This window comes from Amycolatopsis sp. NPDC052450 (genome assembly GCF_044547565.1).
Classification (GTDB): domain Bacteria; phylum Actinomycetota; class Actinomycetes; order Mycobacteriales; family Pseudonocardiaceae; genus Amycolatopsis.
Genome location: NZ_JBIUAQ010000010.1, coordinates 143,355 through 169,358 on the forward strand (window position 1 = coordinate 143,355; position 26,004 = coordinate 169,358).

Genomic DNA, 26,004 nt, shown 5'->3' on the forward strand with positions numbered 1-26,004 from the left:
CTCTGCACCCCTGCCCCGAGGCTCAGGTATCGGCCGCGTGGCCGGCCGGGGTAACGCTCGCGACGCGGCGTGCCCGGTCGGCGGGCCGCCGATGTCGTCGTGGACGGGCGGCGACGCGCCGACGACTGTGTCGGCGGGCGCGACGTGGCGGCACGCGCTGCGGAGGTTGGACGCGATGCCATGATCACCGCGCCTCCTTGTCGTGCCGCACGCTGGTCACGGGATCTTGAGCAGCCCAGAACAGCGCGGGGGTGACCAGGGCGCGGTGCGCGGGCTGGTCGGAGAGCACCCACTGCTCGACGGGAAGGAAGATGCTGTTCTCGTCGCGGGTGCCGGCGGCCTGGTAGCCGGTGTACTTGATGTCGGTCAACATCGCCTCGACTGCTGCGGGCGGCCAGGAGATGTGTGTCCCGGGCGGTGGATAGCGCGCGTGGTCGGTGTTGAGCCGCGCGGTGATGTGCTCGACCGACAGGCCGGTGACCGCGCGCCAGTAGAAGACGTCTTGCACCACCTGGGCGCGGGTCGGGTCCGGTGTCAGGCGGGTGCGAGGTGTTCCGCGGCGGCTTTGCGCTCCGGTCACGGTCATCGTGGTGTAGCCGTACGGCGGACGGTGAACGTTCCAGCCCGCGCGGATCAGGACCGCGATCGCGTCGGCCGACCGTCGCGTCACCGGAAGCTGCGCAGGTTGAACACTTGAAGGCGTGTGGCTGGCGAGTGCTCGGTTCGTTGACCGCCGGTAGAGCGACCGGAGGCGGTGGCCGGCGGTACGGACCCAGTGACGCAGATGGGTCGCGGTGCGGCGTGTCCTGCTGTGTGTGGGCATGGCGAAGAGCCCTTTCAGGGAAGTCGACTTTGTGGAAGCGGGTGGAGCGTGGCGCTCCGGGGCGGGCTCGGCGGTGTCCACGCCCCGGAGCGCCACAGGTTCAGCGACGCGAGCGGGTACCGCTGCGGCGACTGCGCGCGGCCGAGGCCTGGGTGGTGCCAGGCAGGTGCGTCACGCCACCGCCCGCTCGTGCCGGTCGGCTCACGCCGAAGTGCCTGTCCCGCGTCGCCGGGCTGGCCGGCGGGTGGCAGGGCGGACGGTGCAGGTGAGTGATGTCGTCCAGCAGGTGGCGTAGTGCGCGCGCGGCCTGCTGGGGCATGACCCCGTTGCCCAGAGCGCGAAGTTGCGCGGTGCGGGGCAGCTCGAGGTGTACGGCGGTAACCCAGCCCGGGGGAAGGCCCATGAGCCACTCGACGAACGGCGGCGCGAGCACGGGACGTCCGTGCCGGCCGGGCTGGGTCGGGTACGGAGCGGGACAGCCGGTGATGAGTTCCCAGCGGTGCACGGCGGCGCCGTACTCGCCCCAGTCCACCGGCCCGGGTTCACCGCGTGCTGTGCGGCGGGCGCGCGGTGCGCGGGCGGTCGTCACGGTCCTTCACCTCCTTCCGCGCTCGGGACTTCGGCGCGGGCGTGGTGACGGCGATGACGACGGAGGGCAACATCAGATCGCCTTTCGATCCGCGCTGTGCCGGGCAGCCTTTGGTGCCGTCAGTCGCGCGCGGGGTCGGCAGAAGTCGTGGAATGTCCATGAGGGCTGGGCCTCCTTGTCATGGCGTGGCGGAGATGTCGGTGGACGAACCGCCGTGCGCGGTCGGGCGTCGGCGACAGGCGCCACGCACCGGTGGAAAGGCAGCTATCGAGCCCTCCGCTGTGGGCCGCCGCGCACCGCGGTCCGTCCAGCGGTGGCGTCGGGGTGCTCAGGGCGCGGGCGCGGTCGGGAAGAGACGGTCCGCCGTCGTGCGTGTCATGGGTGCAGTTCTTCGCGTCCGAGGCGGTCGGGGTCGGCAGCAGCCGCACCGAGTCGGTCAGCGTCACGCACCCTGCCGGGATCGGGCGGCCCGGCTTCTGCACGGTCTGGATCGCCGCCGACCGCGAGTCCGCCGCTGTCGGGGTCGGCAGAAGGTGCGACGGCTTGACGACCGAGTCGACCGCGTCGTTGAGGTTGACCTGATGTCCGCCCGCGCGGCGCCGTGCTGGATCGACGGGGCCGCGGGGTTCGCCGTCGCGGGCTTGCGGGGTCGGCATCATCCGCATCCCGTCCCGGGGCGGGGACGGCACACAGGAACACGCGTTCGCGGCGGTGGGCGGCGCCGATGTCGGCGGCTCGTACGCAACGCCAGACCGCGTCATACCCCGCTTCGGCCAGCCCTGCGAGTACACGGTCGAGGCCGCCGTTTTTCCAGCGGAGGGCGGCGACGTTCTCCACGACGACGAGGCGGGGTCGTAGTAGGCGAATGGCGTCCAGGATGTTGCTCCACAGTCCACTGCGAGCGCCTTTCTCGATGCCCGCGCGCCGACCGGCGGCGGAAATGTCCTGACAGGGGAAGCCCGCCGTGAGCACCTCGACCGGTGCGACGGAGGTGAAGTCGACCGCGCGCAGATCTCCCAGGTTCGGCACGCCGGGCAGGCGCGCGGAGAGGATCGCGGCCGCGTGCGGGTCGACCTCCGAGTACCAGGCGATGCGCCCGCCGAGCACGGCGGCGACGCCAAGGTCGAGACCGGCCACGCCGGTGCACAGCGACCCGATGACCGGGCCGTCGGTCGCGATGAACCGCAGCGGATCCACAGTGTCGGTGTGGCGCTCAGGCATGCTGTGCCTCCCGCGCCACGGGTCGCCGGTCCGAGTCGTTGCCTGGCGGCGGGCAGCGGTGTCGGTTGGCGGCCCGCCGGGCTGTGGCGGGATGCCGGAAGTGCGCGTCCCAGCCGCAGTCCCAGCAGTGCACCCGCGTGCTCACGACGCCCACCGCTCACGACTCGCGTCCCCGTCGCCCGACGAGGCCGACGTGCCGCTGGGCGTGAGGGGCTTGGCCAGGACGATGACGTCCTCGTGCGCGATCAGGTGCAAGGGCAGGCCCTGCTCACGCTGTTTGCGGATGAAGTCGCGCTGGAAGAAGCTCCCGCGGGCGATCAGCTCGCGGTCGGCGACGCGGGCCAGGAGGGCGACGCAGCGTTCGACCGGCACCAGCCCTGCGGCCTGGCCGCAGGCGATGATCTGCGAGGGCAGATCAATGAGCTCCGAATGCTCGCGCCACGGGCGCACGGTGATCGCGATGTGCCCGCCTGGGCGCAGCACGACCGCGCAGCCGGTGAGGATGCGGGTGAAGCCGGCCAGCAGCCGGTGATGGCCGACGTTGGCGAGGTTCCCGCGATCCAGTGCGGAGCCGTAGCGGTGGTGGTACTTGTGAACCTTCCCGTCGTCGGAGTCGGTGCTGGCGGTGACGACCTGCCCATGGGTGGACGGCCCATAGGGCGGGGAGGTGATCACGAGCGCGACCTGTCCCCGGTACTTCGCGGGCAGCAGGGACGGCAGCTGCCGGGCGTCGCCGTGCACGATCTCGCCGTCGTGGTCGTGGCCGCGGTCCCGGGCCAGGTCGAGGTTGGCTTGGGCGACGCTGACCCAGTGCGGTTCGTACTCGACGCCGACCGCGCGGCGCCCGGTGTCGATCGCCTCGACCAGGGTGGTGCCGGATCCGGCCATCGGGTCGAACACCAGCTCGCCGGGGCGGGTGTAGGCGTGGATGGCGTGCGTGGCCACGGCCGGGAGCATCTTGGCCGGGTGTGCGGTCGACTCGGGCACATACCGGCCTTTGCGCTGGGTGGCCGGGGAGGTTTGCGCGGTCGCCCACACCGACAACGGCAGGTCGCCGGCATCGAACGCACCGGTCGGGCTGGCCGGGTCGTGTCCGGTCACGATGTCCGTCTGTGCGGCGCTGGTGTCACTGGCGGTGTCTAGGGTGTCGATGAGCGCGCGGGAGATCGGCACGGTCGGGTCGGCGCTGCTGTGGGTGGTCGAGCTGGTCGCGTCGGCGGCGGTCGATGCTGCGGGGTGCTGGTGGGACATGAGGGCGCTGCCTTTCGCTGGTGCGGGAGTGGCAGGGGACGGCTCGGCTGGGCGCGGCAGGTGCGGGGTCATTGGCCACCTCCAGCGCCGGGCGCGGCGGTCGCCGGACCGGTCCCGGAGGGCAGTGCGCCGGGGTCGGCCGGTTGCGCGAACGCGAGGACATCGCCATGCGCGCGCAGGTGCGGTGAGGGCAGTCCGCGCACCGCCGCGTGATGCCGGGCGCGGTTGTACTCGGCGGCCACCGCCGCGCTCGGTGCGGCCCGCAGGCGCCCCTTCTCCACGGGAGCGTGCAACGTGACGATGTGCTGCAGGTAGAGCAGATCGGCGTGCTGCGCAGCGGCGACGATCGCGCCGGTCGGATCGACCAGCCGACCCCGCGTCCAGTCGCTGTGCGTGTACACCGCGAGGATGCCGCCCTGGCGCAGACGGTTCGCCGCCTGTAGCGCGAGCCGGTCCAGCGACACCGACTCGGCGGCGTGGGCGGGCAGTGACACGATCACGAGATCCGCACGCGCGCCGCGCTCGGGCTCCGGTCCTTCCGCGCTGCCGGGGACACCGGTGCGCACCGGGGCCGACGGTGTTCCGGCCAGCACCGCGGACGGGTCGGTCGCCTCGGTGACGAGGTCAGCCCAGAACGGGCGCGACGACGCGGCGGAGCCGCCGCCGATGTGGAAGGTGACCGTGTCGGCGGTGCGGCCGAGCGCGCGCACCGCCTCCCGCACCGCCACCAACGACGCCTCGCCGGTCGTCGCCGAGCCGTCCGCATCGGAGCGCGTGCCGGTGGTCGGTGCGGGGTCGAGGTCTACCAGGACGACGTGCGCACCGGGGTCGGTGAACGCCGCCGTGATGGACTCCACGATCGGTACCGGCCATACCGCGTGGGCGTCGATCGGGTCCGGCCCGCACGTCCACACCGTCGCCGGAGTCGGCGCTGTCGACGACGGCGCCGTGCGCCGGCGCGACGAGGTCGGCGTGCCCTCGGGACGCGAGGTGCTGTTGGTCCCACCGGCACCTGCCTTGGTGCTGTGAACGCGGGCTCCGGGGTAGGGAGCGCGGTCGCCACCGCGCCGGGTGCGCGGCGGGCGAGTTGAGTCTGTGCGGCGACCGGGGCGGCCATCCGGCGACTGCGGACGAGGGGACATCAGGACCTCCGAGCACGAGTTGCCACCACGTATGCGGGTGTGTGGCGCTGTCACCCCCTAACTCCGCAAAAAACGTCGATTTTGGACATGTGGTATCGGAAATTTTCAGATTAATTGGCTAAACCGGCTCGCGGCACGCCGAATGCGTCAACGCTTTCAGAATCTGATTGCGCACTGAGGGTTCGTTGCGCCGCCCGACCGCGCACCTGTCGAGTCGGAAGCTTGAGGCGCCGCCGCGCGAAACCTGAACCGACCAGCTCACATGTGCAGCTCAAAGCCCTTGTTCTCCTTCGAAGACGGTGCCTCGCGATGGGATTCTCGCGCCAGGCAGCACGCTGACCATCGCTCGCGACTCCGAGCATTGAGGCGGTTTTGAGGCGCCCGCGAAGCGGTTTTGAGGCGACTTGGAGGCGATTTTGAGGCGCCGATTATGGCTTTCTTCGAGGCGTCCTTATTTCGCCTTTTAGGGAGTGTGGCCGACATGGACTCATCGTTATCGAACGTCGAGCCCGAACCGGGCTCTTTCTCTGTCCGCCGGGGCCGTGGCACAGGCATAGAGGGCGGGGTGTTCGATGTCGCGGCTGTCAGCTTTGAGTGGCTGGTGACCGGCCCGCGTCCGGTGTGTGTGAACGGCTCCGAGATCGCGGGCCTGCCCGCTCGCCCGGTGCCGCTGGATGAGCTGGGTGCGGTGCTGGTGGCCGAGGAATGCACGCAGGCCGTGCGGGACGCGGCGTGGACCTATCTGATCACCCGCGCGCGAACCGAGCGCGGCACGTGGACCGTCGCGTGCGTCGGGCTGGCGCTGCCCGTACTGCTGTCCGTCGCGGCGGCCTTGACCAAAGGGTTCCGCGGCGACAAGCACGACATCCACGCCGACGTCTTGACCGGGTTCCTGCAGGGGTTGAACGAGGTCGATCTGGACCGGCCGGCGATCCTCGCGCGTCTGCGGTGGGTAGCTTTCCGCTGCGGCTATCTCGCGTTGCGCGAGGCTCTCGACGGCCCGCTGCTGACCGAGGAATTGGACGAGCTCTCGGCGAGATCCGCTCGTTTCCGCTCGGCACCGCCTCACCGTCTGGGCGGGCATCCCGAGGCCTTGCTGATGGCCGCTGTCCGCGACGGTGTCCTCACCCTTGAGGAGGCCGCCCTGATCTGGGACACCCGCTTCGGCGAGGTGCCGATCGAGGACGCCGGAGGGCCTCTCGGCCGCGCCGGGTGGGCGATCCGGAAGGTACGCAGCCGCGCTGAACAGCGCCTGGTTTCCGACATGATCGGAAACGAGGACAACCCTGCCGGATCGTTGTCTCGCATCCGCCAGGCACAGCGATCAACCCCTGCCTGGCTCCGCGGTCTTCCACGACTTGCCGACCTTCCCGTGCCGCGAACCGGCCCGCGATCGGACATCGCTTCGCGCGGAACCCAGCTGCCCGCGGACCCCCGTTTCTGCACCAGCCGTTTCGGCTCCGCTGCGCTCGCGCAGACCGGCCGGGAGGTGAACTCATGCGACTGACACCACGCCGTCTGTCCCGCTCCGTCCGCCAGCCGGTTCGCCGCATCGCATCCCGCCGCCGCGGAATCCAGGCCACCGCCGTGTGCCCAGGCGAGGCGCGTCCTCGGACGATGCCCGCCCCCAACCGGCCATGCCACCGTGCCCGTTCTGCCACGACGCGGCCCCGGCTTCGTCACTGTGTGACCCGTCGTCGACTAGTGCTGCTGCTGGGGTGGCTGGTCGCCGCCGGGGTCCTGCTGACATCGTCGGCCGCGCGGGCGGAGACCGTCCACTATGTCGCGCTCGCGGCGACCGTCGATCAGGTCCTCAACAACATCCGTAACTGGATCATGGGGATCCTGGCCGGGGTCGCGGTCGTGTTCATCACCATCGGCGGCCTGCGCTACCTGATGGCCTCGGGTGACCCCGGCGAAATCGAGAAGGCCAAGGGCGCGTTCAAAGCCGCCGGCATCGGCTTCGGGCTCGCCGCGCTCGCCCCGCTCGTGGTCGAGATCCTCAAGGGCATCGTGGGCGGGGTGTGAGCGATGACCACCCCACGCCACACACCGTCCTTGCGTCCACGCGACCCCGCCCTGCGCCGACCGGCGGCACCGACCGTGCGCCCCGCCCGAAGTGCCGATTCCAGTCCTCACCATGACGGCACGGACACGAGGTCGGGGCGCGGCGACCGGCTCATGCTCGGACCACCGGCAGCACCCGCCCGGCGCCGTCGCGGACGCTGGCTGCCCCAGCGGCGGTGGGCTCGCGCGCTCGCGGTGCTGGTGCCGCTGCTGGTGGCCGTCGCCGGAATCGCGCTGACCGCCTCGGCCGCACCCGGGCCCACGCCTGCACCCGTGGCAGCGGCGGCACCGCTGGCGCCCGCGCAGCCACCGGTACTGCCGCTGCCGCCCAATCCCAGCTGCGTGCCAGGCTCTGCCGAACCGGCGTGCCTTCTGCCGGGGACGTCGTCGCCGCGCCCCGCGCCGCCCACGGGCCCGCCGAGTACGCCGCTGATTCCCGGCCCGTCGGCGCCGGTGTCGTGTTTCCCAGGCTCGGTGCTGCCCGAGTGCGGCAACCTCCCCACCCAGTCGCCCACGAGCCAGCCCTGTGACGGACCGAACTGCATCCCACAGCCAGTACCCCGCGACCCCGGCGACGACGACAGCGAGTGCGGGTTCACCGACCCGGTCGCGTGTGTCACCGAGGCCATCGACACCTTCTTCCGCGGCCTGGTGATCGGCGCACTGAACCCGCTACTCGATCTGCTGGGCAAAACGGTGCTGTCCACACCGGACCCGAGCCTCCTGCCCGGCATCGGCCAGGCCTGGACCGAGTCCTGGCACCTGATGCTCGCCTTCTACGGGAGCATCGTCGTGATCGCGGGCCTGATCCTGATGGCCTACGAAACCCTGCAAACCCGCTACACGATCAAAGAGATCGCGCCCCGACTCGCGGCCGGGTTCCTCGCCGGGACGCTGTCACTGTTCCTCGCGACCCAGGGCATCGAGATCTCCAACGCCGTCAGCGCGACGCTGATGACCGACGCGGTCAATCCGAACACCGCCGCCAAGGCGATGACCGACATGATCCTCGGCTCGCTCAACGGCGGGCAGGGCTGGCTGCTGTTCATCGGGCTCGCGCTCGCGGTGATGCTCGTCGTGCTGCTGCTGACGTTCATCGTGCGGGTCCTCGCGACGATGCTGTTGATCGCCGCCGCGCCGTTCGTGCTGATGTGGCACGCATTGCCGCACACCGAGGGCGTCGCCGTGTTCTGGTGGAAGGCCTACGGGCTGCTGCTGATCATCCCGATCGGACAGGCCGGAGCGCTGAGTGCGTCGCTGCGGGTGTTCTTCACCCCCGGCGGTTTCACCATCTTCGGGCCGACGCTGAACGGGGTGACCAATCTCCTGTTCTGCGTCGCGCTGATGTGGATTTTGGTCAAGATCCCCTTCTGGTGCCTGCAACCGCTGCGCGGCGGTGGCGGCCGCTCGCTGCTCGGGTCACTAGTGCGCGGCGCGATCGCCTACAAGACTATGGGCCTGCTCGGCGGCGCCACCTCGCTCTTCGGCCGCAAGGGCCGCAAGCCCGGCCCGGCACATCGTGCGCGCGGACACGACACCGCACCCGCGGATCCGCCGTCGACCCGTTCGGGCCAGTTCATGCTGCCGATACGGGTCCGCCGCACACGCCCCGCACCCAGGCGATCCCCGCGTCTGGGTGAGATGACGGACACCGGCACCGGAGCGGGGAGGAAACCCGGGCCGGGACAGCTGTCCCTGTTCACCACGAGTGGCTCCGGGGACGAGCAGACAGTCGCAACGAACCCGCGTGCGCTCCCACCGGACTCCCTGCCCGGCGCGCTGCCCCGTGACCAGCTCGGGCTGCCGATCACCACACGCAGGAACCCCGACCGGGTCGGACGCCGGTCCCTGGCAGACGACCTCGCCGCACGAGGCGCCAGGATGCCGCCGCCGGTGCCCCAGCCCGGGCTGCTCACCTCGGATGGGCGGGTCAACCGCAACGCCCGCCCGCCCGCGCATCTACCCCGCGCGCTGATCGCGCCGAGCGCCGGGATGCTGCCAATCCACCTGCGTCCAGCACCCCCGGCCACGCCTCGGCGGTCGCTCGCCGATGACCTCACCAACCCGGCGCCGGCCAGCCCGCCGCGGCAAACCGGGCCTGGGCTGATCACCCCGTCCGGCCAGATCAACCGCGCGGCCCGCGCCTCCCGTCGTCCGGCACGGGATGCCTACACCGGCAACCGGCCACTCGCCTCCGGCCAGTACCCGCTTCCCCTCGGCGTCCGGCGTCAACCCCCGCAGCCTGCTAGCGGCGCGAGCGCTTCACCGCCACCGAAGCGGCGAGCCGGAACGCAACTGCGCCTGCCCCTGGACCTGCCCACCCGGCGGGGCCCGAAGACGAAGTGAGGACCGATTCGCCATGACTTCTCCTGTGCGTGTGCCCGCCGACGTCGACCGCCCGGACCGGGTGCTCGGTCCGCTGACCGCCCGGCAACTCGCGATCCTCGGCGTCACCGGCCTCCTGCTCTACGGCCTGTACTCGCTGACCCGTGGGTTCGTGCCGCTGCCGGTGTTCCTCATCGTCGCCATCCCGGTCGGGATCACGGCCACCGTGCTGGCTCTCGGGCAGCGTGACGGGCTGCCCCTGGACCGCCTCGCGCTCGCCGCGATCCGCCAGCACCTGTCTCCGCGGCACCGGGTCGCCGCGCCCGAAGGCGTCCGCGCGGCCCCGGCCTGGCTCACCGCCCAGCACTCCGACACCCGCGCCCGTAGCCGTGGCGGACGGCGTCGGTCACCGGCCGGGACCGAGCCGGTGTCCCCGGCACCGTTGGAGCTGCCCGCCCACGGTGTCGCCGACACCGGCGCACACGCCGGGATCGTCGACCTCGGCACGGACGGGCTCGCGGTCATCGCCGTGTGCAGCACCGTCAACTTCTCGCTGCGCACACCCGGGGAGCAGGAGGCGCTCGTCGCCTCGTTCGCGCGCTACCTGCACTCACTGACCGCGCCCGTGCAGATCCTCATCCGCGCCGAACGGCTCGACCTCGCCCCGCAGATCGCCGAACTCCGGGCCCACGCCGGCGGTCTCCCGCACCCCGCCTTGGAAGCGGCCGCGCGGGACCACGCGGACTACCTCGCTGAGCTCACCGCCCAGGCGGATCTACTCCGCCGCCAAGTGCTGCTTGTGCTGCGCGAACCGTTGCGAACCGGCCCAGCCACACCTGCCACCGCGTCGAGCGTGCTGCCATGGCGGCACCACCGCCACGACAACGGACCGGTGGAGAACGGAGTACGGCAGGCGGCCGAGCAACGCCTGGTGCGCCGCCTGGGCGAGGCCATCGAGCTGCTGACCCCGGCCGGGATCGTGGCCACCCCACTCGACGCCGCCGCCGCGACCGGCGTACTCGCGGCGGCCTGCAACCCCGACACCTTCCTGCCGCCCTCGGCCGCGCTGGCGGGGGCCGACGAGGTCGTCACCTCCACCACCACCTTCACCGACCTCTACGGCCCCGACGACCCCGCCGGCGATGCCGATCTCGCGGCGTCGTCGTCTCACCCGGCTCCGCCGCGTCCATCCACTGTCGCGCCGCGCTCCGGTCGCTCGCAGGCGCCGGGCCCGTGGCTGTCCGAGGACGAGGACTGGGACTACGACGACGAGATCGAAAGCAGGTAACCCCTGATGGCACGCACCAGAAACCACAGCACCGTGGCCCGGTCCGGGTCGGCGGGAGCGTTCACCCCGGACGCGCTGTCGGTGTCCGCCCGGCACCTCGAGGTCGGCAACGAATTCGTCGCGAGCTTCGGCGTCACGGGCTATCCGCAGGAGGTCTACCCCGGCTGGCTCGCCCCGCTGCTGACCTACCCCGCGCGGCTGGACGTGTCGGTCCACGTCCAGCCCGTCGACCCGGCGACGGCGGCCAGCGGACTGCGCAAGCAACGCGCCAAACTCGAATCGTCCCGCCGCCACAACGCGAAGCATGACCGGCTCGACGACCCGGACCTCGACGCCGCCGCCGAGGACGCCGCCGACCTGTCGCGCAGCATCGCCCGCGGCGACGGACGCCTGTTCCGCTTCGGGCTGTATCTCACCGTGCACGCCCCGGACGAAACCTCTCTCGCTGAGGAAGTCTCCGCGCTGCGGTCGCTGTGCGCGTCCCTGTTGCTGGACGCGAAACCCGCGACCTACCGGGCTTTGCAGGGCTGGGTGAGCACCCTGCCACTCGGTCTGGACCCGCTCGGTCTGAAGAGGACGTTCGACACTGCCGCGGTCAGCGCCGCGTATCCGTTCACCTCGCCGGACCTCCCGCCGACCGACCCGACGACCTCCGCGCCGTCAGGGGTCCTCTACGGCTACAACGTCGGCTCCTCCGGGCTGGTCCATTGGGACCGGTTCGCCTGCGACAACTACAACTCCGTCGTCCTCGGCAGGTCGGGCGCGGGAAAGTCGTACTTCGTCAAGCTCGAGACCCTGCGCAGCCTCTACCGCCGACTCGGCGACACCGAGAACGGGTGGGCCACCCACGGAGTCCAGGCATTCGTCATCGACCCCGAAGACGAGTACGCCCGCCTGGCCTCCCAGGTCGGCGGCACCTACGTCCACCTCGGCGCGGGCGGAGTCCGGCTGAACCCGTTCGACCTGCCTGTGCACCTCGGCGCGAACGGACGCCGGACCGCGCCACAGGACGCCCTCAAGAGGCGCAGCTTATTCCTGCACACTGTCCTGGCTGTGCTGTTCGGCGCGGAGGTCACCGCCGCCGAACGAGCCGTGCTCGACACCGCGATCACCGCCACCTACCACCGCGCGGGCATCACCGGTGACGCCCGCACCTGGACACGCCCGGCGCCGCTGCTGCGCGACTTGCGCGACGTACTCGCCACCACCGGCGACGGTGGCGACGCGATGGCCGCCGACCTCGCAGCCCGGCTGCACCCGTTTGTCGATGGCTCGTTCGCCGACCTCTTCGACGGGCCCACCACGACCACCCCGGACGGGCACCTCGTGGTGTTCTCCCTGCGCGACCTGCCCGACGAGCTACGCACGATCGGCACCCTGCTCGTGCTCGACACCGTCTGGCGGCGCGTCTCGAACCCGGCCGACCGCCGACCCCGGCTGGTCGTGGTCGACGAAGCCGGAGTCCTCATGCGCCAGCAGGAGGCCGCACTGTTCCTGCTGCGCCTGGCCAAAGCCGCCCGCAAACACTGGTGCGGGCTGACCACTGCCACCCAGGACGCCGCTGATTTGCTCGGCAGCGACCTGGGCAAAGCCATCGTGAGCAACGCCGCGACCCAGGTGCTCCTTCGCGCGGCGCCGCAGGCGATCGACGAGATCGCCGAGGCCTTCGACCTCTCCGTCGGAGAGCGGCGGTTCCTGCTGTCGGCCGACCGCGGCCAAGGCCTGCTCAGCTCCGGCACGCTGCGAGTGGCGGTCCAGTCACTGGCCTCGCCCACGGAGAACTTCTTGATCACCACCGATCCCGCCGAACTGGCCCGGTTCGCCGAACAGGACCCGGATGCCACCGACAGCGGCCTCGCTGAGGCCTACATCGACCTCGGTCCCGCCGAGACCACCGGCTCCGTCGACGAGACCGGCAGTGCCGATATCGACGATGGGTTCGACGACGCAAGACAGGTCGACCTCGACACCGCGTGATTCCGGCCTCGTGCCGCTTCCCGGCTTTCCCTTGTCTCACAGTGGTTTTCCCGGAAGGGAGTTCTGTCATGTCCGTACACACCGCGGCATCCCCGGTGACGCAGAACGGGGTGAGTGACTATCTGCGAGACCCCGGCGGCGTCACCGGTCGCATGCTCACCGCCGCAGGCGACTGGGCACTGACCTGGGGGCCAGTCGCCGTCCCGGCCCTGGCCGTGGTCCTGACGGGCGCGGTCGTGGCGCGGCGCTGGTGGCGCGCTCGCCGCCACGCCGCACTGCTGGCCGATGCTCGCCGGATCACCGTGCTCGCCCCGCCGACCGTCGATCCCGCCGGCGGGGCCGCGGTCTGGTCCAACCTCGTCGGACTGCTCCGCCCCGCCTGGCGGCGGTTCTGGGCCGGGCAGCCTCATCTGGCGATGGAGTACGTGTTCGGCGAGCACGGTGTCACCGTGCAGTTCTGGGTCCCCGGCGTCATCCCGCCGTCGCTGGTGGAACGGGCGGTCGAGGCTGCCTGGCCCGGCGCCCACACCCGCACCAACCCAGCCACCCCACCCTTCCCCGCGCTGGAGTCCGGGCGCCGGCGGATCACCGTCGGCGGCCAGCTGCGCCTCGCCCGCGCCGAGGCCCTCCCGATCCGCACCGGGTTCGACGCCGACCCGATCCGCGGTCTGCTCGGCGCGCCGGTCGGGCTCGGCCGCGACGAGCGGGCTTGCGTGCAGATCCTCGCCCGCCCGGTCACCGGACGACGCGTCGCCCAAGCCCGCCGCGCCGCCCGCCGGGTCCACCACGGCTCCTCGGGACGGCTCGGGGGACGGATCCTCGACGCGATCACCCCAGGCGCGAACGCCACCCGCACTCGCCGGACCCCGGACTCACGACGCATTAGCCAGGATCCGCAGCTGTCGCTCGAGTACTCGACACAGAACAAGGCGATCGTGGGCAAGCAGCGCGGTTCGCAGTACGAGACCGTGATCCGGTACGGCGTGGCCACCGACCTTCCCGCCGACGCGGCCGACGACCTGGTGCGCCAGGCGCGCGACACCGCACGCGGGCGGGCGCACGCGCTGGCCGCCGCGTTCGCCGCCTACACCGACCACAACCACTACACCCGCACCCGCCTCCACCGGCCCGCCCGCGCGCTCGCCGACCGGCGCCTCGACCGTGGAGACCTGCTCTCCGTGCCTGAACTCGCAGCGCTCGCGCATCTGCCCACCGACGCCGAGATCCCCGGCGTCGAACGCGCCGGAGCCAAAGCCGTCGCCCCACCACCCGGCATCCCCGCCCCAGGGACGGGCGTGATGCCGCTGGGGCACTCCGACACCGGCCACGCCCGGCCGGTCGGGCTGCGGCTCGCCGACGCCCGCTACCACCTGCACCTGATCGGACCGACCGGTTCCGGGAAGTCCACCCTGCTCGGCCAGATCATCCTCGACGACGTCGACAACCAGCGCGGTGTCGTCCTAATCGATCCGAAAGGCGACCTGGTCACCGACATCCTCAACCGGCTCCCCCGCAGCGCGGCCGAGCGGGTGGTGCTGTTCGACGCCGACTCCCGGCACCGCCCACCCGTCCTCAACCCGCTGGAGGGCGGGGAAACCGACCGTGAGGTCGACAACCTCGTCTCCGTCTTCCGCCGCGTGTACTCGGCGTTCTGGGGACCGCGCACCGACGACCTCATGCGCGCAGCCTGCCTCACCCTGCGCGCTCAAGAAGCCGTACCAACCCTGGCCGACCTCCCGAAACTCCTCACCAGCGAAGCCTTCCGATCCCGCATCACCACCGGCCTCACCGACCCCGTGCTACGCGGATTCTGGGAGTGGTACGACGAACTCACCGACAGCTCCCGATCCCAGGTGATCTCGCCGCTGATGAACAAACTCCGTGCGTTCTTGCTGCGCCCCTTCGTAAAAGAAGCCATCGCCGGAGGACGCTCCACAGTGGACATGTCGCAGGTGCTCAACGAGGGCGGGATCTGCCTCGTGCGCATCCCCAAAGGCTCACTCGGGGAAGAGACCACCCGGCTGGTCGGGTCGCTGGTCGTGGCCCGAACCTGGCAGGCCACCACCGCCCGCGCCAGTGTCCCGCAGCGCCTGCGCCCCGACGCGCACACCGTGATCGACGAGTGCCACAACTTCCTGCATCTCCCCTACCCCATGGAAGACATGCTCGCCGAGGCCCGCGCGTTCCGGAACGGATTCATCCTGGCCCACCAGCACCTCGGCCAGCTATCGAGAGAACTGAAAGAAGGCCTCTCCACCAACGCCCGCAACAAAATCATCTACTCCTCCTCCCCCGAAGACGCCCGCGAACTCGCCCGCCACACCACACCCCGGCTCTCCGAACACGACCTGTCCCACCTCGGCGTCTACCACGCCGCCGCACGCCTGGTCGTGCACGGCGAGGAAACCGAGCCCTTCACCATGACCACCACACCCCTGCCCGACCCGATCCCCGGGCGGGCACGCGAAATCCGGGCCGTGCTCCGCGCCCAGCGCCGCGCACACAACACCGCAACCAGCACGACCTCCCGCGCCGGAAGCCCAGCGGCCACAACCACCGCGACGCGGGCAGAGCGCCGGGCTTCCCCGACCCGGCCGCCCCGGACCGACCCACGCCGTACCCGCCCCTAGGCGCCCGCCGGACGCGGATTTGCCTTCGCGCCACACGGAACAGCCGCTGCCGCCCGGTTCTCGTCCATGGCCCGCATCGGTCTGCCCACAGCAGTTGTCCACAGTCTGTTGACGATCAAGGGAGCGCTCGTTGATCACGACCACTACCCGCCAGCACACTTTGCGGGATCATCTGCCCGGACGTCATACCGCCCGCGCCGCCAGCTCGGTCGAGCACCAAGCCATGCTCGCTTCCCGTCTCACCGTCCGCGACAAGTGGCTCCTGGCCCTGCTGCACGAGCACCGGGTCCTGACCAGCTTCCAGATCCAGGACGCGGCGTTCCCCTCAGGGCGGTCGGCACGCCAGCGGGTGCTCGACCTCTACCTCTGGCGCGCGATCTCCCGGTTCCGGCCGTTCCAGCAACTCGGCTCCGCCCCGATGCACTACGTCCTCGGCCCGGCCGGCGCCGCCGTGCTCGCCGCCGAACACGGCCTCGAGGTCAAGGAACTCGGCTACCGGCACGACCGCGCCATGGCCATCGCCCACAACCAGCGCCTCGCCCACACCGTCGGCGTCAACGACTTCTTCACCTCTCTCATCGCCCGCACCCGCCACACCAAGGCCGACGAGGCGGTGACGGCCTGGTGGTCGGAATCCCGCTGCGCCCGTCACTTCGGCGACCTCGTCATCCCCGACGGCTACGGCCGCTGGCGCACCCACCACCACGGCACCACGAAGGAGGTGGAGTGGTTCCTCGAATTCGACACCGGAACCGAGTCCCTCACCAAGGTCGGCCGCAAGCTGACCGGCTACGCGCGGCTGGCTGAGTCGACCGGGATCGCGACGCCGGTGCTGATGTGGCTACCGACCACCCGCCGTGAAGCCGGTGCCCGCACCGCCCTGGCCCGCGTCCACGCCGGACTCGACGCCCCTCGCACGGTGCCGGTAGCCACCGCCGCGGCCGACCTGCTCGACCCCGCCTCGCCGCACCCGAGCCCGGCCGAGGCGGTCTGGCTACCACTGACCTCGGCCCGCACCGATCGCGCCGTCCCGCGCTACAACCTCGCCGACCTTGCCGACGCCTGGCCCGGCCTGAAACCACCGGCCGGCCCCGGCACCGAGGACGGTGACGGCGAGGCCGCCGCGGCGGCCTCGCCGTACCGGCTGCCACCACCGAGTCCAATCCCACCGCGGGCAACGCCGAACCGGATCGCGCGCGGCGAGAACTGACCTGGCAGCGCCATCTCGTCCGCAACGCGTCCCGTTGCCACCTATCGCCGTGAAAGGAGCGCGATCCAGCCATGGGAAGCAAACTCGGGGCCGCCGTCGGCGCCGTGGTCCTCGCTATTCCGTTGCTCATCGGCGCCGGTGTCGCCGGCATCGTCAGCTCGTTGTCCGGCGGCAACGGCGCGAGTTCGCTGATCTGCACACCCGACGGGGCGATGACCGGCACGGTGACGGGCCTGACCGCCGAGCAGATGGGCAACGCCGCCACCATCGTCGCGGTCGGCAGACAGATGGCGATACCCGAGCCGGGCTGGGTGGTCGCGATCGCCGCCGCGATGCAGGAGTCCAAGCTCCGCAACCTGCTCTACGGCGACCGGGACTCCCTCGGACTTTTCCAGCAACGCCCCTCGATGGGCTGGGGCACCCCGCAACAGATCACCACACCGACCTACGCGGCGGCAAAGTTCTTCGAGCGCCTCACTGCCACACCGAACTGGCAGAGCATGAGCGTCAACGACGCCGCACAGACCGTGCAGGGCTCAGGGTTCCCCAATGCTTACGCACAGCACGAGGATAAGGCGCGTGCGGTCGTCGCGGCTGTGTCCGGGGTGCGCTGTCAGCCCGCGCCCGCTACGGCCGGAACTGGTGACTGCAACGACATCCAGGCGCCGAACGCTGCCGCGATGACCGCCATCAACTACGCGTGCGGGCAACGAGGGTTGCCGTATGTGTGGGGCGGCAACGGTCCGTTGAACGGTGACAGCGGATTCGACTGCTCAGGCTTGACTAAGGCGGCGTACCACGCGGCCGGAATCTCGCTTCCCCGCACCGCACACACTCAATACCACGCCGGGCCAAGAGTACCCGACGGGCAGCTCCTGCCGGGCGACCTCGTCTTCTATGGCACACCCTCGAAAATTCGGCACGTAGGGCTCTATATCGGGGCCGGGAAGATGGTGAACGCCCCGGACTTCGGTCAAGTCGTGCGAATCGACGACTACCGGCGTCCCGGCGACGACTACGCGGGCGCCACACGGCCCGCACAGTGATCTCGCTGCAAGCGAGCTCTGCTGCCGCGCAGATCTTGTGCCTCAAGTCGCAGTACAAATCAGCCTTCGAGGTCGGCGGATCGTACGCGTGGCTTTGCTTTCGGCTGGTCTCATAACGCCATCCACGCCTGACCTGTCGCGAATGACAAATGCGCGCCGTCGTTACCGTCGAGGTTATCGCGGGAAATTCCCGATCGCGTGATATTTACACGGATGCGTCGAGTCAAAACCTATACCTGGCTTGACATTCCGACGTGTATGGAGCGTCCCTGGACATGTCATAGCGCGGATCGCGCACCGCATTGCCACAGGGATGTGTCTCTTATGGACGAAACACGGGCAGCCGTTCCCGGCTGTGCCGCGGCACTTCCGGTGTTGCCGGGGGGCGAGGTGTGGGTGGCGATGCCGTACAAACCGGCATTCCCTGGCATCATCCCCGGCGACGAGACACCACCGGGCGTCATCGAAGACCAGACCCGGTTCCCCGCCCTGCACAATCTAGACAATGACGTCGAGGTCGGACTGCGGTGCCGCACCGCCGTCGCGCGCTGGATCGGGATCCATCTGGAACCGTTCTACAGCAACGCCGAGTACCGCTTCACCTGGCGCGGGGACATCCTGGAAATCCACGACGGCGGCCCCTGGGGCGAAGCCGACGGTTCACCGCCGCGCGTGATCCGGCCCGGGGACGACGGCCGTTACGAGATCCGTGACCTGTGGTACCCCGTCACCCCGGTGACGGTCGGTGAGCTGTATCAGCGGCATCCTGACGCGCTGGTCACGCTGGCACGCGACGACACCCCGGCCCCCGTCCCGCACATGGTGGCGTACCTGACCGATCATCCCGGTGCGCCGTCGTCGTTACGGCGCGGCATCGAGACCGCGCTGGCGAAACTCGCCACTGACCTGGACCGGTGACCACCGATGACAGCGGTGGTCACGGCCTACGACGTCCCCGAGATCCGGGCCCGCATGACCGAATGGACCCGGGACCCCGGCCTGGACGGCGCGGGCAACTGGTACCGGTTCTTCGTCGGCCCCCGGCCCGAGGACTCGGCGGGAGAGCCCGCGTTCCCGCCGCTGGATGACGTCGGCGCCACGATCGCGGACACACTCCGCGCCCAGATCCCGGCCGCCGAACTGTTCTACGTCTCCGCCAACCTGACCGACCTCGCCAGCCACGCCGCGACCACGCTGGTCGACTACCGCCTCCACCCCGAAGACCTGCCCGCCCCCGTGGGACTCATGGTCTACGAACACCCACCCGTCACCCAGACCGCCAACGCACTGCACAACGACGTCTCTCTCGTGTCGTGGGGTCCAGGGCGTGGCGGCCTGTGGGTGCAGACCTGGGGCACCGTCCCCGATCCCCTGCCAACAGCGGTCGACGTGGGCCGCAAGCTCGCCCGGCTACCCCGCGACTTCGCCCTGTCCCAGATGCGGAAAGCCGCCGCGCTGAACCTGCCGCTACCCGCCCTGGACAACAAACCCGCCAGCCACGACGACGCCGTCGACCAAGCCGCCAAACACCTCCTGGCCACGTTCATGAGCAATACCGAACGCGCACCGATTCCGCCGAGTTTCTCCCCACCACACGGCTACCAATGGTGCGGCCTCACCCCCATGACGTTCACCGACATGAAGGGCTGGCCCAGCGCACTGACCGAAGGCACCGCCGCCGCCACGATCGACGCACAGTTCGCGTTGCAGCGCACCATCCTCACCACCTGGCTCCTGATGGGCCAGACCCTCGTACGTTCCGAACGGATAGCCGCGCCCCGCGCCGCCCGCCGCCGCATCGAACGCTACGACCCCGCCCTCAATCAGGGCGTCCGGCTCGTCGACCTCCGGCGCGCCCGCACCACACCCGCCGACCGCCATAGCGACGCCTTCGGCCAAGGCACACGCGAATACCACCACAGCTGGATCGTTCGCGGCCACTGGCGCAACCAGTACTACCGCAGCCGAGACGACCACCGCCCCATCTGGATCGCCGACCACCTCGCCGGGCCAGAAGACAAACCCCTCATCGGCGGCGAACGCGTCCACGTCCTGCGCCGCTAACCCGGACACAGCCACCTGCCGTGATGCGAGCGGGCCGCGACTGTCCACAATAGACGACCTGCACCCGCAGGCGATTGAAAAACAATGGGAAAGGAACCCGCAACATGACCACTACAGAAAGCATCGGCACCCCGGTGGCCCAACCAACTCCGGCCCCCGTGGCGATCGTGGGCGATTTTCACGACGACACCGCCGAGCTGCCGCTCCGGGACATCGCCGCCCGCATCCGCGAGGACCTCGTCGCGATCCAGGAAGACGACATGATCCACGCCGACGCGGAGTTCGCCGTCGCGGCGGATGAATCCGGTCCGCAGAATCAGATCCGCATCACGATCACCGGACTGCCCCACAGCGACCACGGCACCGCCGACGCGCCGACCATGGACGTGACGCGGGAGGTCTTCCGGTCGGCATTCGCACTCGCCAGCCACTACAACCGGTTCGTCAGCAGCCCCTACCAGCTGCGGTACCTCGTGGTCATCCAAGCCGTCCACAACAGCGGCACCGCCTACGCCGAAGGCGTCGGCGGCATCGGGATCTGGGGCACGCTGCCCCAGACCTGACCCACCCCGAAACGACAACATGCCCCTTACGGGCGCGGCAATCACGGGCCGCGCCCGTAGTGGGCTGTCAGCTACGGCACCGTAGCCCGCACCGGTGCCGCCCCGGTTGCGTGACAACCGGAGCGGATCGCGAAACGCCGAAACGCCCGACGGCGGCACCCACACGTGGTCCGGTTCGTATACGGGCAAACGCTGAAAGACACGACGTGTCCACATGAGACACGTGTCTTGTTTGACGGATCGCTTGACAATGGCGCGGTGACGAAGCGTCCATAGACGTGTAGCCCGAACAACCGGATGCGCACCGGCGGGCCAACGGCCCCGGCCGGGGCATGACCATCCCATTCCATACCAACACATGGAGTCCGTCATGTCCCGCAAGAACCGCAACATCAGCATCGCCACGATCCCCGACGCCACCGACAGCGACCGCCACCTGCACGCCGTGTCCGATGCGCCCGGCAAGCAGAACACGCCCACCACGGAAGACAAAGTGCTGGCCGCGCTGACCGACAATCCCGCCTCTACGACCGCCGCACTGGCGAAGGCCGCCGAAGTCGGCCGTTCGACCGCCGCGAAGATCCTGGCCCGCTGGGGACGCGACGGCACCGCTATCCGGACCGCCGGAGACGGCCCGCGCAACCCCGACACATGGACGCTCACTCCGTCGGACCGTGACACCACCGCATCCGACACCGACGACGCACAGCCGGACATTGCGGCGGGCAACATCGCCGAAACCACCGAAGCGACGAAGATGACCGTCTCCAACACCGACGACGCCCCGGAATCCACCACCACGGACACCTCCCAGGACGACGCCGGTCCGGCTACTGCCGCCGACGACGCTGGGACCACCCCGTTGCCCGACACCGCACGGGAGGATCCGACGGACGGCGCGACCAAGCCCGAGCCGTCTGTGACGGGGTCGCCTGCGGTCACCGAAACCGCCCGCCCGGACAAGGACCGACTGCCCAAGGGCGGGCTGCGAGCCATGGTGGAGGAGTACCTGACCGAACACCCGGGCGAGGACTTCGGGCCCGCCAAAATCGGCAAGGACCTCGGCCGTTCGGCCGGGGCGGTCAACAACGCCCTGGAGAAGCTCGTCGCAGACGGGTACGCGCGCAAAACCTGCGAGGCACCGAAGCGGTTCGCCATCAACCCGGACAAGACCGACGTCCCGAACACGAGCGACGAAGCCACCGAGCCCGCGCTGAAATCCTGACGCCCGCCCGCCTAATCCGCGCGCAGGACCGCCTCTTGGGCAACCGGTCCTGCGCGCGGACTTCTCATAGCTCCGGCGCGCTGGTCCCGCCCCCGTTAGCGCCGCGATCGCCTACGCCACGGGTTAAGCGGTCGATGGCCAGCGATAACCTCGGCCGCGCCCGTCCAGTACGGCGGTGGCACTTTCCCGCCGCCCACTGGCCGCATCGTTCCCCGCCCCCACGAGCACGAACGTGGTTGTTTCTTATGTTGCCCATACCGTCGATGGGCCGCATCCCTGCACTGGTGACAGCGGCCGGGGGCCTGTCGGCTACGCGTCGATGATGGCGTGCAGCAGGGCGCGGGTTTCGGCGTCGGTGGAGTAGAGCACGGTGCCCGCCGTGGCGCGGGTGAGCAGCACGCGGTAGGTGCGGCGCACCCATAGGTCGACGTCGGCGGCTGTCGCGCCGTCGAGGGCGTCGTCGCGGGTGGCGGCGGGGTCGGTGATCCACCGGTCGTCGCGCCACAGGAGGTCGGGGCCGAGGATGACGCCGCCGTAGTCGTACTCGAAGCCTTGCGCGCTGTAGACGTTGCCGATCTGGCCGGCGCCCGCGGGATCGATCGCCCACAATGGCGAGGGCGGCATCCCGTTGACCGCGCGCTGGCCCTTCACACTCCACGGGCGGCGCCAGTCGCCGATCACGATGTCCTCGACCAACGGATTTCCTGGACTCGCGTCGCTCCACGGCCAGCACAACCCGGCCGTGATCCGGGCGCTCGCCCCGACCTCGGTCTTCGGACGCAGCAACTGCTCCAGCTCGCCGGGGCTGTCGGCCACCCGCAGCTCGAACCGCGGCGCGGAGTCCTTGTCCCCGCTCCAGGAGGTCGGCGGGCTGAGTGGGTCGTCGAGGCCGAGTAGGCGACGGACCCAGCTGTCGTAGCGGACGTTGTGATGGCGGTGCTGGCTCGTCAGCTCGGCGATGTGCAGGGTGGTGCCGCAGGCTCGGGCGGCTGTCGCGAGGTAGTCGCGGGTGCCGATTTGTCCGGGACGGATCGCCTGGTCCTCGTCGAGGAGGAACACCACGACACGGGCGGTCTCGAGCAGCTGTGCGGCCTGGGTGCGGTCGCTGCGGCGCGAGACAGGGGTGTAGCGGGTGTTCGAGGTGGTCCGCAGTTGGTGCGCGTCGTCGCACACCAGCAGGTCCAGCCCGTCGGGGTCGGTGTCGGTGGCGGTGCCGAAGTACTGGAAGAGCTTCTGGGTGGCGCGGGAGCCGTGTCCGGCGGTCTTGCGCAGCGCGGTGGTGAACGCCTGCGAGCCGGTGGCGTGGCGGGCCAGGTAGCCGGCGCGCACCGCCTCGCCGAGCAGAGTCAGCGCGAGGGCGCTCTTGCCCGTGCCCGCGGCGCCGGCGACCACCACGACTGCCCTCGGGCCGTCCTCGTCGGCGAGGTACCGACGGACGTGGTCGAGGACAGCCTGCTGATCGCGGTCCAGGCCGAACACGTCGGCGTGGGTGAGTGAGCGGGCCGCGAGGTCGAACAGCGTGGGCGCCGCGGGGCGCGAGGGGGATCCTGCGCTCGGCATGATGAGTTCGGTCCTCCTCACTGGTGAGACGAACGTGCGTCAGCTGGACGTGTGGCCTGGCGAGCTGCGGCCAGGCGAAGGGTGTGGTGGAACCACGTGCTCTGCGGCGGTGTCGCGGCCGGGGCGCACCCTACCCTCGGATTTCTCCGAGACGGGATCTGGTACCGCACGGCGAGCGAGGTCGATGCCCGCCGGGCGGGTCCGGGGCGGTAGAGAGTGTGGTCATCGCGGCTCTGCTTCGACGGTCGTGTTCGAGTCGGCCGAGGTCTGGTGGCCAGGACGAATCCAGCGGTGGGTGTCCGGGTCCCAGGTCGCGGTGATCATCAGGCGGTTGAGGTCGGGGAGCCCGTCCCCGTACGTCCAGCCGAACTCAAAGCATTCCGACCGCGCCGGGCCATCGCCCAGACCAGGTGTCTCGCGGGCATGAGCACGCTTCGTCGTGACCTGTGCGCTGCAGTCCGGTGGCCAAGACAGCGCGCCACGGAACACCACTCATCGTGGATGTGGCCGATCTTGACGTGGCAACGCGGGCAGGCAGGCTGCAAGGGCCCACGAGGGCGCAACCAGAGCGGGGTGGTCATGCGGGCCTCCTGGTCGGGTCGTGCTGGCTTTCGAAGTGCTCGTTCCACAACTGTGTCTCGGCGCCCGCATGTGTGTAGGGCGGGCGCCCATTGGGGCTGGTTAGCAGGTGGTGCTGCGTGAGGACCAGTCCGGCTCCGGCGGTGATGGCCTCGGCGAGGCGCAAGTGCATGCGTGCCCAGTCGAGGCAGCGCCGGTACTCGTCCTGGTGATACGCGCGGCTGCTGAGGCTGGGGTACATCGCGCGAGCCTGGGCGAAGAGGGCCTCGGCGGCGGCGCAGTGCTCAGCGGCGCTGCGCGGCTCCACCGCCTCTGTTGCGGCGGTCGGGTCGACGGGTGCGGTGTTGTTCGGTGACATGGTGTCTTCTCCTTCAGGGTTGCGGGCTGGAAGACGGGATCAGGAGGCGGTTAGCACCGCGCGGGCGCGAGGGTCCTCCAGCACCGGGTGCGTGGTGTGGCGCTCGTCATCGGCGACGCGGACCCGCGCGCCGAAGCGGGGCGGGCCGCCGCACGGATCGGTCCATCCATAGAGGGCGGGCAGTTGCGCGAGCGAGTGCGTGGCGGATGCGGCGGCTGGATCGCCGTCGTGGTAGCCGAAGACCTCGAATGCCAGCTCCACGTCCGTCTCGTAGGCAGTGAGGGCGTAGCGCAGGTGCGGTGGCAGCTGTGCCCGGAGCTCGGTGAGGGCGGCAGGTTCGCCCGGACCGGGTGGTCCTGTGACATCAGCGAGGATCCGCAGTCCGAGCTGGGTTAGGTCGTGTTGATAGGTGTCGCCCAGCAGTGGGCCGTAGCGGCGGGCGGTGGTGTCGGCGGCGTCGATCCCGGTGTAGCCGCAGCTGTCGCGCATGTGCGGGAAGGCCAGTGGTGTCTCGTCGGGTCCGGGTGGGATGTACTCGTCGGCGCGTAGCGACCACCTGTCACCTCGTCGCGCGGTCCACACCGCGTCAGTGTCGAAGGCATACACGTAGTCGGTGCCGTGGCTGGTGGGCCAGGGCCACGGCCACGCATGGTTTCCGAGCGTCACCTCGCCGGCTTCGTGGATCTCGGCGGTGCGCAGGAAGAGGGCGACGAGGATGATGAACCCGCCCGCGGACCGGGCTCGCGTGATCTCGTCGAGCCAGCGGCCGTTGCGGGTGCCGAGGTGGACCGATCCGAGCCAGTCGGCGTCGGGGCCGCGCCCGAGGTAGAAGTCGTGCGTCGTGCTGCTCATCGGGCGTCACCGCCGATGATGGGCATGTCGGCGGGTTTCTCCCGCATCAGCGGCATCGGCACCGACGGTGGCGCGGCCGGATCACGAAGCCACGCGTACAAATCGGGCGGCCCGAGCGGGTCGTCACCCTCGGGAAACCACGGGTTGCGCGGGTCGATACGGTGCCAGCGGACACCACCGCTCACCGTGGAGAACACCGCGCCGTCGCCGGGGTCGAAGGTGATGATCCAGGTGCTGTTGTGGCTGGAATACCACAGCCACGGCCAGCCGAGCTCGCGGCGATACGCGCGGCCGAGACGTTCCTCCTCCCACACATCGAAAGCGTCGGCCACGGCGGCGCGGAAGATGGCCTCGGTCGTCGCGGTCACCGCCAGCCGCACGGGTGGGACAGCGAGGAAGTTCTCGGGATAGCACTCCCCGTACAGGGAGCCGATCCATTCCGCGCCCTCGCCGCGTCCGAGGTAGAAGTCGGTGTTGCTCGACATCGCCAGGTCCTCCTTATCGTGACGCATGCGGGTTCGGGGTCACGGGTGCCGGGACACAGGCGTACGGATCAGGCGGCGGATACGGCGGAGCGTCGCCGTCGTGGGTGGCGTCCTGGTCGTGTTCGGTGGCGCGGCCGAGGATGTAAGCGAGCACGATCACCGGGGTCCACGGGCCGGGCAGCAGCACGGCCAGCACAGTCCACATAAGACGCTTCCTCCTGTCACGCATGATGTGTCGACCTTTCTGTAGTGCGGGGAATTGGGTTGGTCAGCTGAAGGTGGGAATCGCGCCCAGCGTGCCGACGACATCTGCCACGACGGCGGGCACGTCCATCACCGCGAACACGGCGTAGCCGCCGAGTTCGGTGTTGGCGGTGACCCCGACCCGGCCGCCCAGCACCGCCTCGCAACGGCCGCTATTCCACTGCTCGAATGAGACCTCCGCCTCGGTGAGCATTCGCCACGCGTCCGGGCAGTACAGGAGCAGCACCTCGGGCCACGCGCGCTCGGGCACGTCGAGCTCGCCGCAATACAGCGCGGACACCACCGCGACAGTCGACGCGCGACCGGAGAGGATGTAACCCCAGTTCGGGTCGAATCGCTCGACCGGGCGGTACCGCTTATCACGTCCGGTCAGGGCGGGCAGGATCTCGCCCGCTTCCGGCTCGGCGTGACGGTAGAGGTCGTGGGGAATAGGCAGGAACGTAGTCATCGTTGGTCTGTCCTTTCTGGACTCTGAGGTCGTGGGA

Annotated in this window: 25 protein-coding genes; 14 read left to right on the forward strand and 11 right to left on the reverse strand. The window is 70.3% G+C overall.

The genetic code is table 11. The features are described from left to right. Positions 1-37 precede the first annotated feature (37 nt). Positions 38-184, forward strand: a complete 147-nt coding sequence (locus ACIHAO_RS19030) for a hypothetical protein (RefSeq protein WP_396559493.1) — start codon at positions 38-40, stop codon at positions 182-184. On the opposite strand, the gene ACIHAO_RS19035 is transcribed toward ACIHAO_RS19030, so the two are convergent. The 5 genes from ACIHAO_RS19035 to ACIHAO_RS19055 form a co-directional block, all read right to left on the reverse strand. Then, positions 185-670, reverse strand: a complete 486-nt coding sequence (locus ACIHAO_RS19035; protein ID WP_396559495.1) for a recombinase family protein — start codon at positions 668-670, stop codon at positions 185-187. A gap of 253 nt (positions 671-923) precedes the next feature. After that, positions 924-1,412: a hypothetical protein gene (locus ACIHAO_RS19040; RefSeq protein WP_396559497.1), complete on the reverse strand. Its 489-nt coding sequence runs from the start codon at positions 1,410-1,412 to the stop codon at positions 924-926. Between the two features lie 375 nt (positions 1,413-1,787). Continuing rightward, complete coding sequence (locus tag ACIHAO_RS19045; protein ID WP_396559499.1) at positions 1,788-2,633, reverse strand: DNA cytosine methyltransferase; 846 nt, start codon at positions 2,631-2,633, stop codon at positions 1,788-1,790. A 141-nt stretch (positions 2,634-2,774) separates the two neighbouring features. Continuing rightward, on the reverse strand, positions 2,775-3,884 hold the full coding sequence (locus tag ACIHAO_RS19050; protein ID WP_396559501.1) for a TRM11 family SAM-dependent methyltransferase: 1,110 nt from the start codon (positions 3,882-3,884) through the stop codon (positions 2,775-2,777). Positions 3,885-3,952: 68 nt separating this feature from the next. Beyond that, positions 3,953-4,741 carry a hypothetical protein gene (locus ACIHAO_RS19055; RefSeq protein WP_396559503.1) on the reverse strand — a complete coding sequence of 263 codons (789 nt, stop codon included), beginning with the start codon at positions 4,739-4,741 and terminating at the stop codon, positions 3,953-3,955. On the opposite strand from ACIHAO_RS19055, the gene ACIHAO_RS19060 reads away from it, so the two are divergent. From ACIHAO_RS19060 to ACIHAO_RS19120, 13 genes are all read left to right on the forward strand, one after another. Beyond that, complete coding sequence (locus ACIHAO_RS19060) at positions 4,731-4,913, forward strand: hypothetical protein (protein ID WP_396559505.1); 183 nt, start codon at positions 4,731-4,733, stop codon at positions 4,911-4,913. The genes ACIHAO_RS19055 and ACIHAO_RS19060 overlap by 11 nt on opposite strands. 543 nt (positions 4,914-5,456) lie before the next feature. Next, on the forward strand, positions 5,457-6,533 hold the full coding sequence (locus ACIHAO_RS19065; protein WP_396559507.1) for a sigma-70 family RNA polymerase sigma factor: 1,077 nt from the start codon (positions 5,457-5,459) through the stop codon (positions 6,531-6,533). 197 nt (positions 6,534-6,730) lie between these two features. Next, the gene (locus ACIHAO_RS19070) at positions 6,731-7,054 is read left to right on the forward strand and encodes an Mbov_0395 family pilin-like conjugal transfer protein (protein WP_257489866.1); all 324 of its coding nucleotides are present in this window, start codon (positions 6,731-6,733) and stop codon (positions 7,052-7,054) included. Positions 7,055-7,207: 153 nt separating this feature from the next. Next, positions 7,208-9,439 carry a hypothetical protein gene (locus ACIHAO_RS19075; RefSeq protein WP_396559509.1) on the forward strand — a complete coding sequence of 744 codons (2,232 nt, stop codon included), beginning with the start codon at positions 7,208-7,210 and terminating at the stop codon, positions 9,437-9,439. A 13-nt stretch (positions 9,440-9,452) separates the two neighbouring features. Then, a complete protein-coding gene (locus tag ACIHAO_RS19080) occupies positions 9,453-10,706 on the forward strand; it encodes a PrgI family protein (protein WP_396559511.1) in 1,254 nt (417 codons plus the stop codon). Between the two features lie 6 nt (positions 10,707-10,712). After that, positions 10,713-12,683: a VirB4 family type IV secretion system protein gene (locus ACIHAO_RS19085; protein ID WP_396559513.1), complete on the forward strand. Its 1,971-nt coding sequence runs from the start codon at positions 10,713-10,715 to the stop codon at positions 12,681-12,683. Between the two features lie 68 nt (positions 12,684-12,751). After that, the gene (locus tag ACIHAO_RS19090) at positions 12,752-15,313 is read left to right on the forward strand and encodes a type IV secretory system conjugative DNA transfer family protein (RefSeq protein ID WP_396559515.1); all 2,562 of its coding nucleotides are present in this window, start codon (positions 12,752-12,754) and stop codon (positions 15,311-15,313) included. Positions 15,314-15,443: 130 nt separating this feature from the next. Continuing rightward, positions 15,444-16,523, forward strand: a complete 1,080-nt coding sequence (locus tag ACIHAO_RS19095) for a replication-relaxation family protein (RefSeq protein ID WP_396559517.1) — start codon at positions 15,444-15,446, stop codon at positions 16,521-16,523. Positions 16,524-16,594: 71 nt separating this feature from the next. Beyond that, the gene (locus ACIHAO_RS19100; protein ID WP_396559519.1) at positions 16,595-17,569 is read left to right on the forward strand and encodes a C40 family peptidase; all 975 of its coding nucleotides are present in this window, start codon (positions 16,595-16,597) and stop codon (positions 17,567-17,569) included. Positions 17,570-17,893: 324 nt separating this feature from the next. Further along, positions 17,894-18,487: a hypothetical protein gene (locus tag ACIHAO_RS19105; protein WP_396559521.1), complete on the forward strand. Its 594-nt coding sequence runs from the start codon at positions 17,894-17,896 to the stop codon at positions 18,485-18,487. A 6-nt stretch (positions 18,488-18,493) separates the two neighbouring features. Then, positions 18,494-19,633, forward strand: a complete 1,140-nt coding sequence (locus ACIHAO_RS19110; RefSeq protein ID WP_396559523.1) for a hypothetical protein — start codon at positions 18,494-18,496, stop codon at positions 19,631-19,633. A 104-nt stretch (positions 19,634-19,737) separates the two neighbouring features. Continuing rightward, positions 19,738-20,196: a hypothetical protein gene (locus ACIHAO_RS19115; RefSeq protein WP_396559525.1), complete on the forward strand. Its 459-nt coding sequence runs from the start codon at positions 19,738-19,740 to the stop codon at positions 20,194-20,196. Between the two features lie 370 nt (positions 20,197-20,566). Continuing rightward, positions 20,567-21,421 (forward strand): hypothetical protein, encoded by an 855-nt coding sequence (locus tag ACIHAO_RS19120; RefSeq protein ID WP_396559527.1) that lies wholly within the window; start codon positions 20,567-20,569, stop codon positions 21,419-21,421. Positions 21,422-21,730: 309 nt separating this feature from the next. Here ACIHAO_RS19120 and ACIHAO_RS19125 read toward each other — a convergent pair whose 3' ends face one another. The 6 genes from ACIHAO_RS19125 to ACIHAO_RS19150 form a co-directional block, all read right to left on the reverse strand. Further along, positions 21,731-22,981: a DNA/RNA helicase domain-containing protein gene (locus ACIHAO_RS19125; RefSeq protein ID WP_396559528.1), complete on the reverse strand. Its 1,251-nt coding sequence runs from the start codon at positions 22,979-22,981 to the stop codon at positions 21,731-21,733. A gap of 577 nt (positions 22,982-23,558) precedes the next feature. Further along, complete coding sequence (locus tag ACIHAO_RS19130; RefSeq protein ID WP_396559530.1) at positions 23,559-23,918, reverse strand: hypothetical protein; 360 nt, start codon at positions 23,916-23,918, stop codon at positions 23,559-23,561. A 39-nt stretch (positions 23,919-23,957) separates the two neighbouring features. Further along, positions 23,958-24,770 (reverse strand): hypothetical protein, encoded by an 813-nt coding sequence (locus ACIHAO_RS19135; protein ID WP_396559532.1) that lies wholly within the window; start codon positions 24,768-24,770, stop codon positions 23,958-23,960. Then, positions 24,767-25,255 carry a hypothetical protein gene (locus tag ACIHAO_RS19140; RefSeq protein WP_396559534.1) on the reverse strand — a complete coding sequence of 163 codons (489 nt, stop codon included), beginning with the start codon at positions 25,253-25,255 and terminating at the stop codon, positions 24,767-24,769. Before ACIHAO_RS19140 ends, ACIHAO_RS19135 begins: the two co-directional genes overlap by 4 nt. Positions 25,256-25,268: 13 nt before the next feature. Then, entirely contained in the window at positions 25,269-25,460 is a 192-nt protein-coding gene (locus tag ACIHAO_RS19145) for a hypothetical protein (protein WP_396559536.1), read from the reverse strand. A gap of 63 nt (positions 25,461-25,523) precedes the next feature. After that, on the reverse strand, positions 25,524-25,967 hold the full coding sequence (locus tag ACIHAO_RS19150; protein WP_396559538.1) for a hypothetical protein: 444 nt from the start codon (positions 25,965-25,967) through the stop codon (positions 25,524-25,526). Positions 25,968-26,004 lie beyond the last annotated feature (37 nt).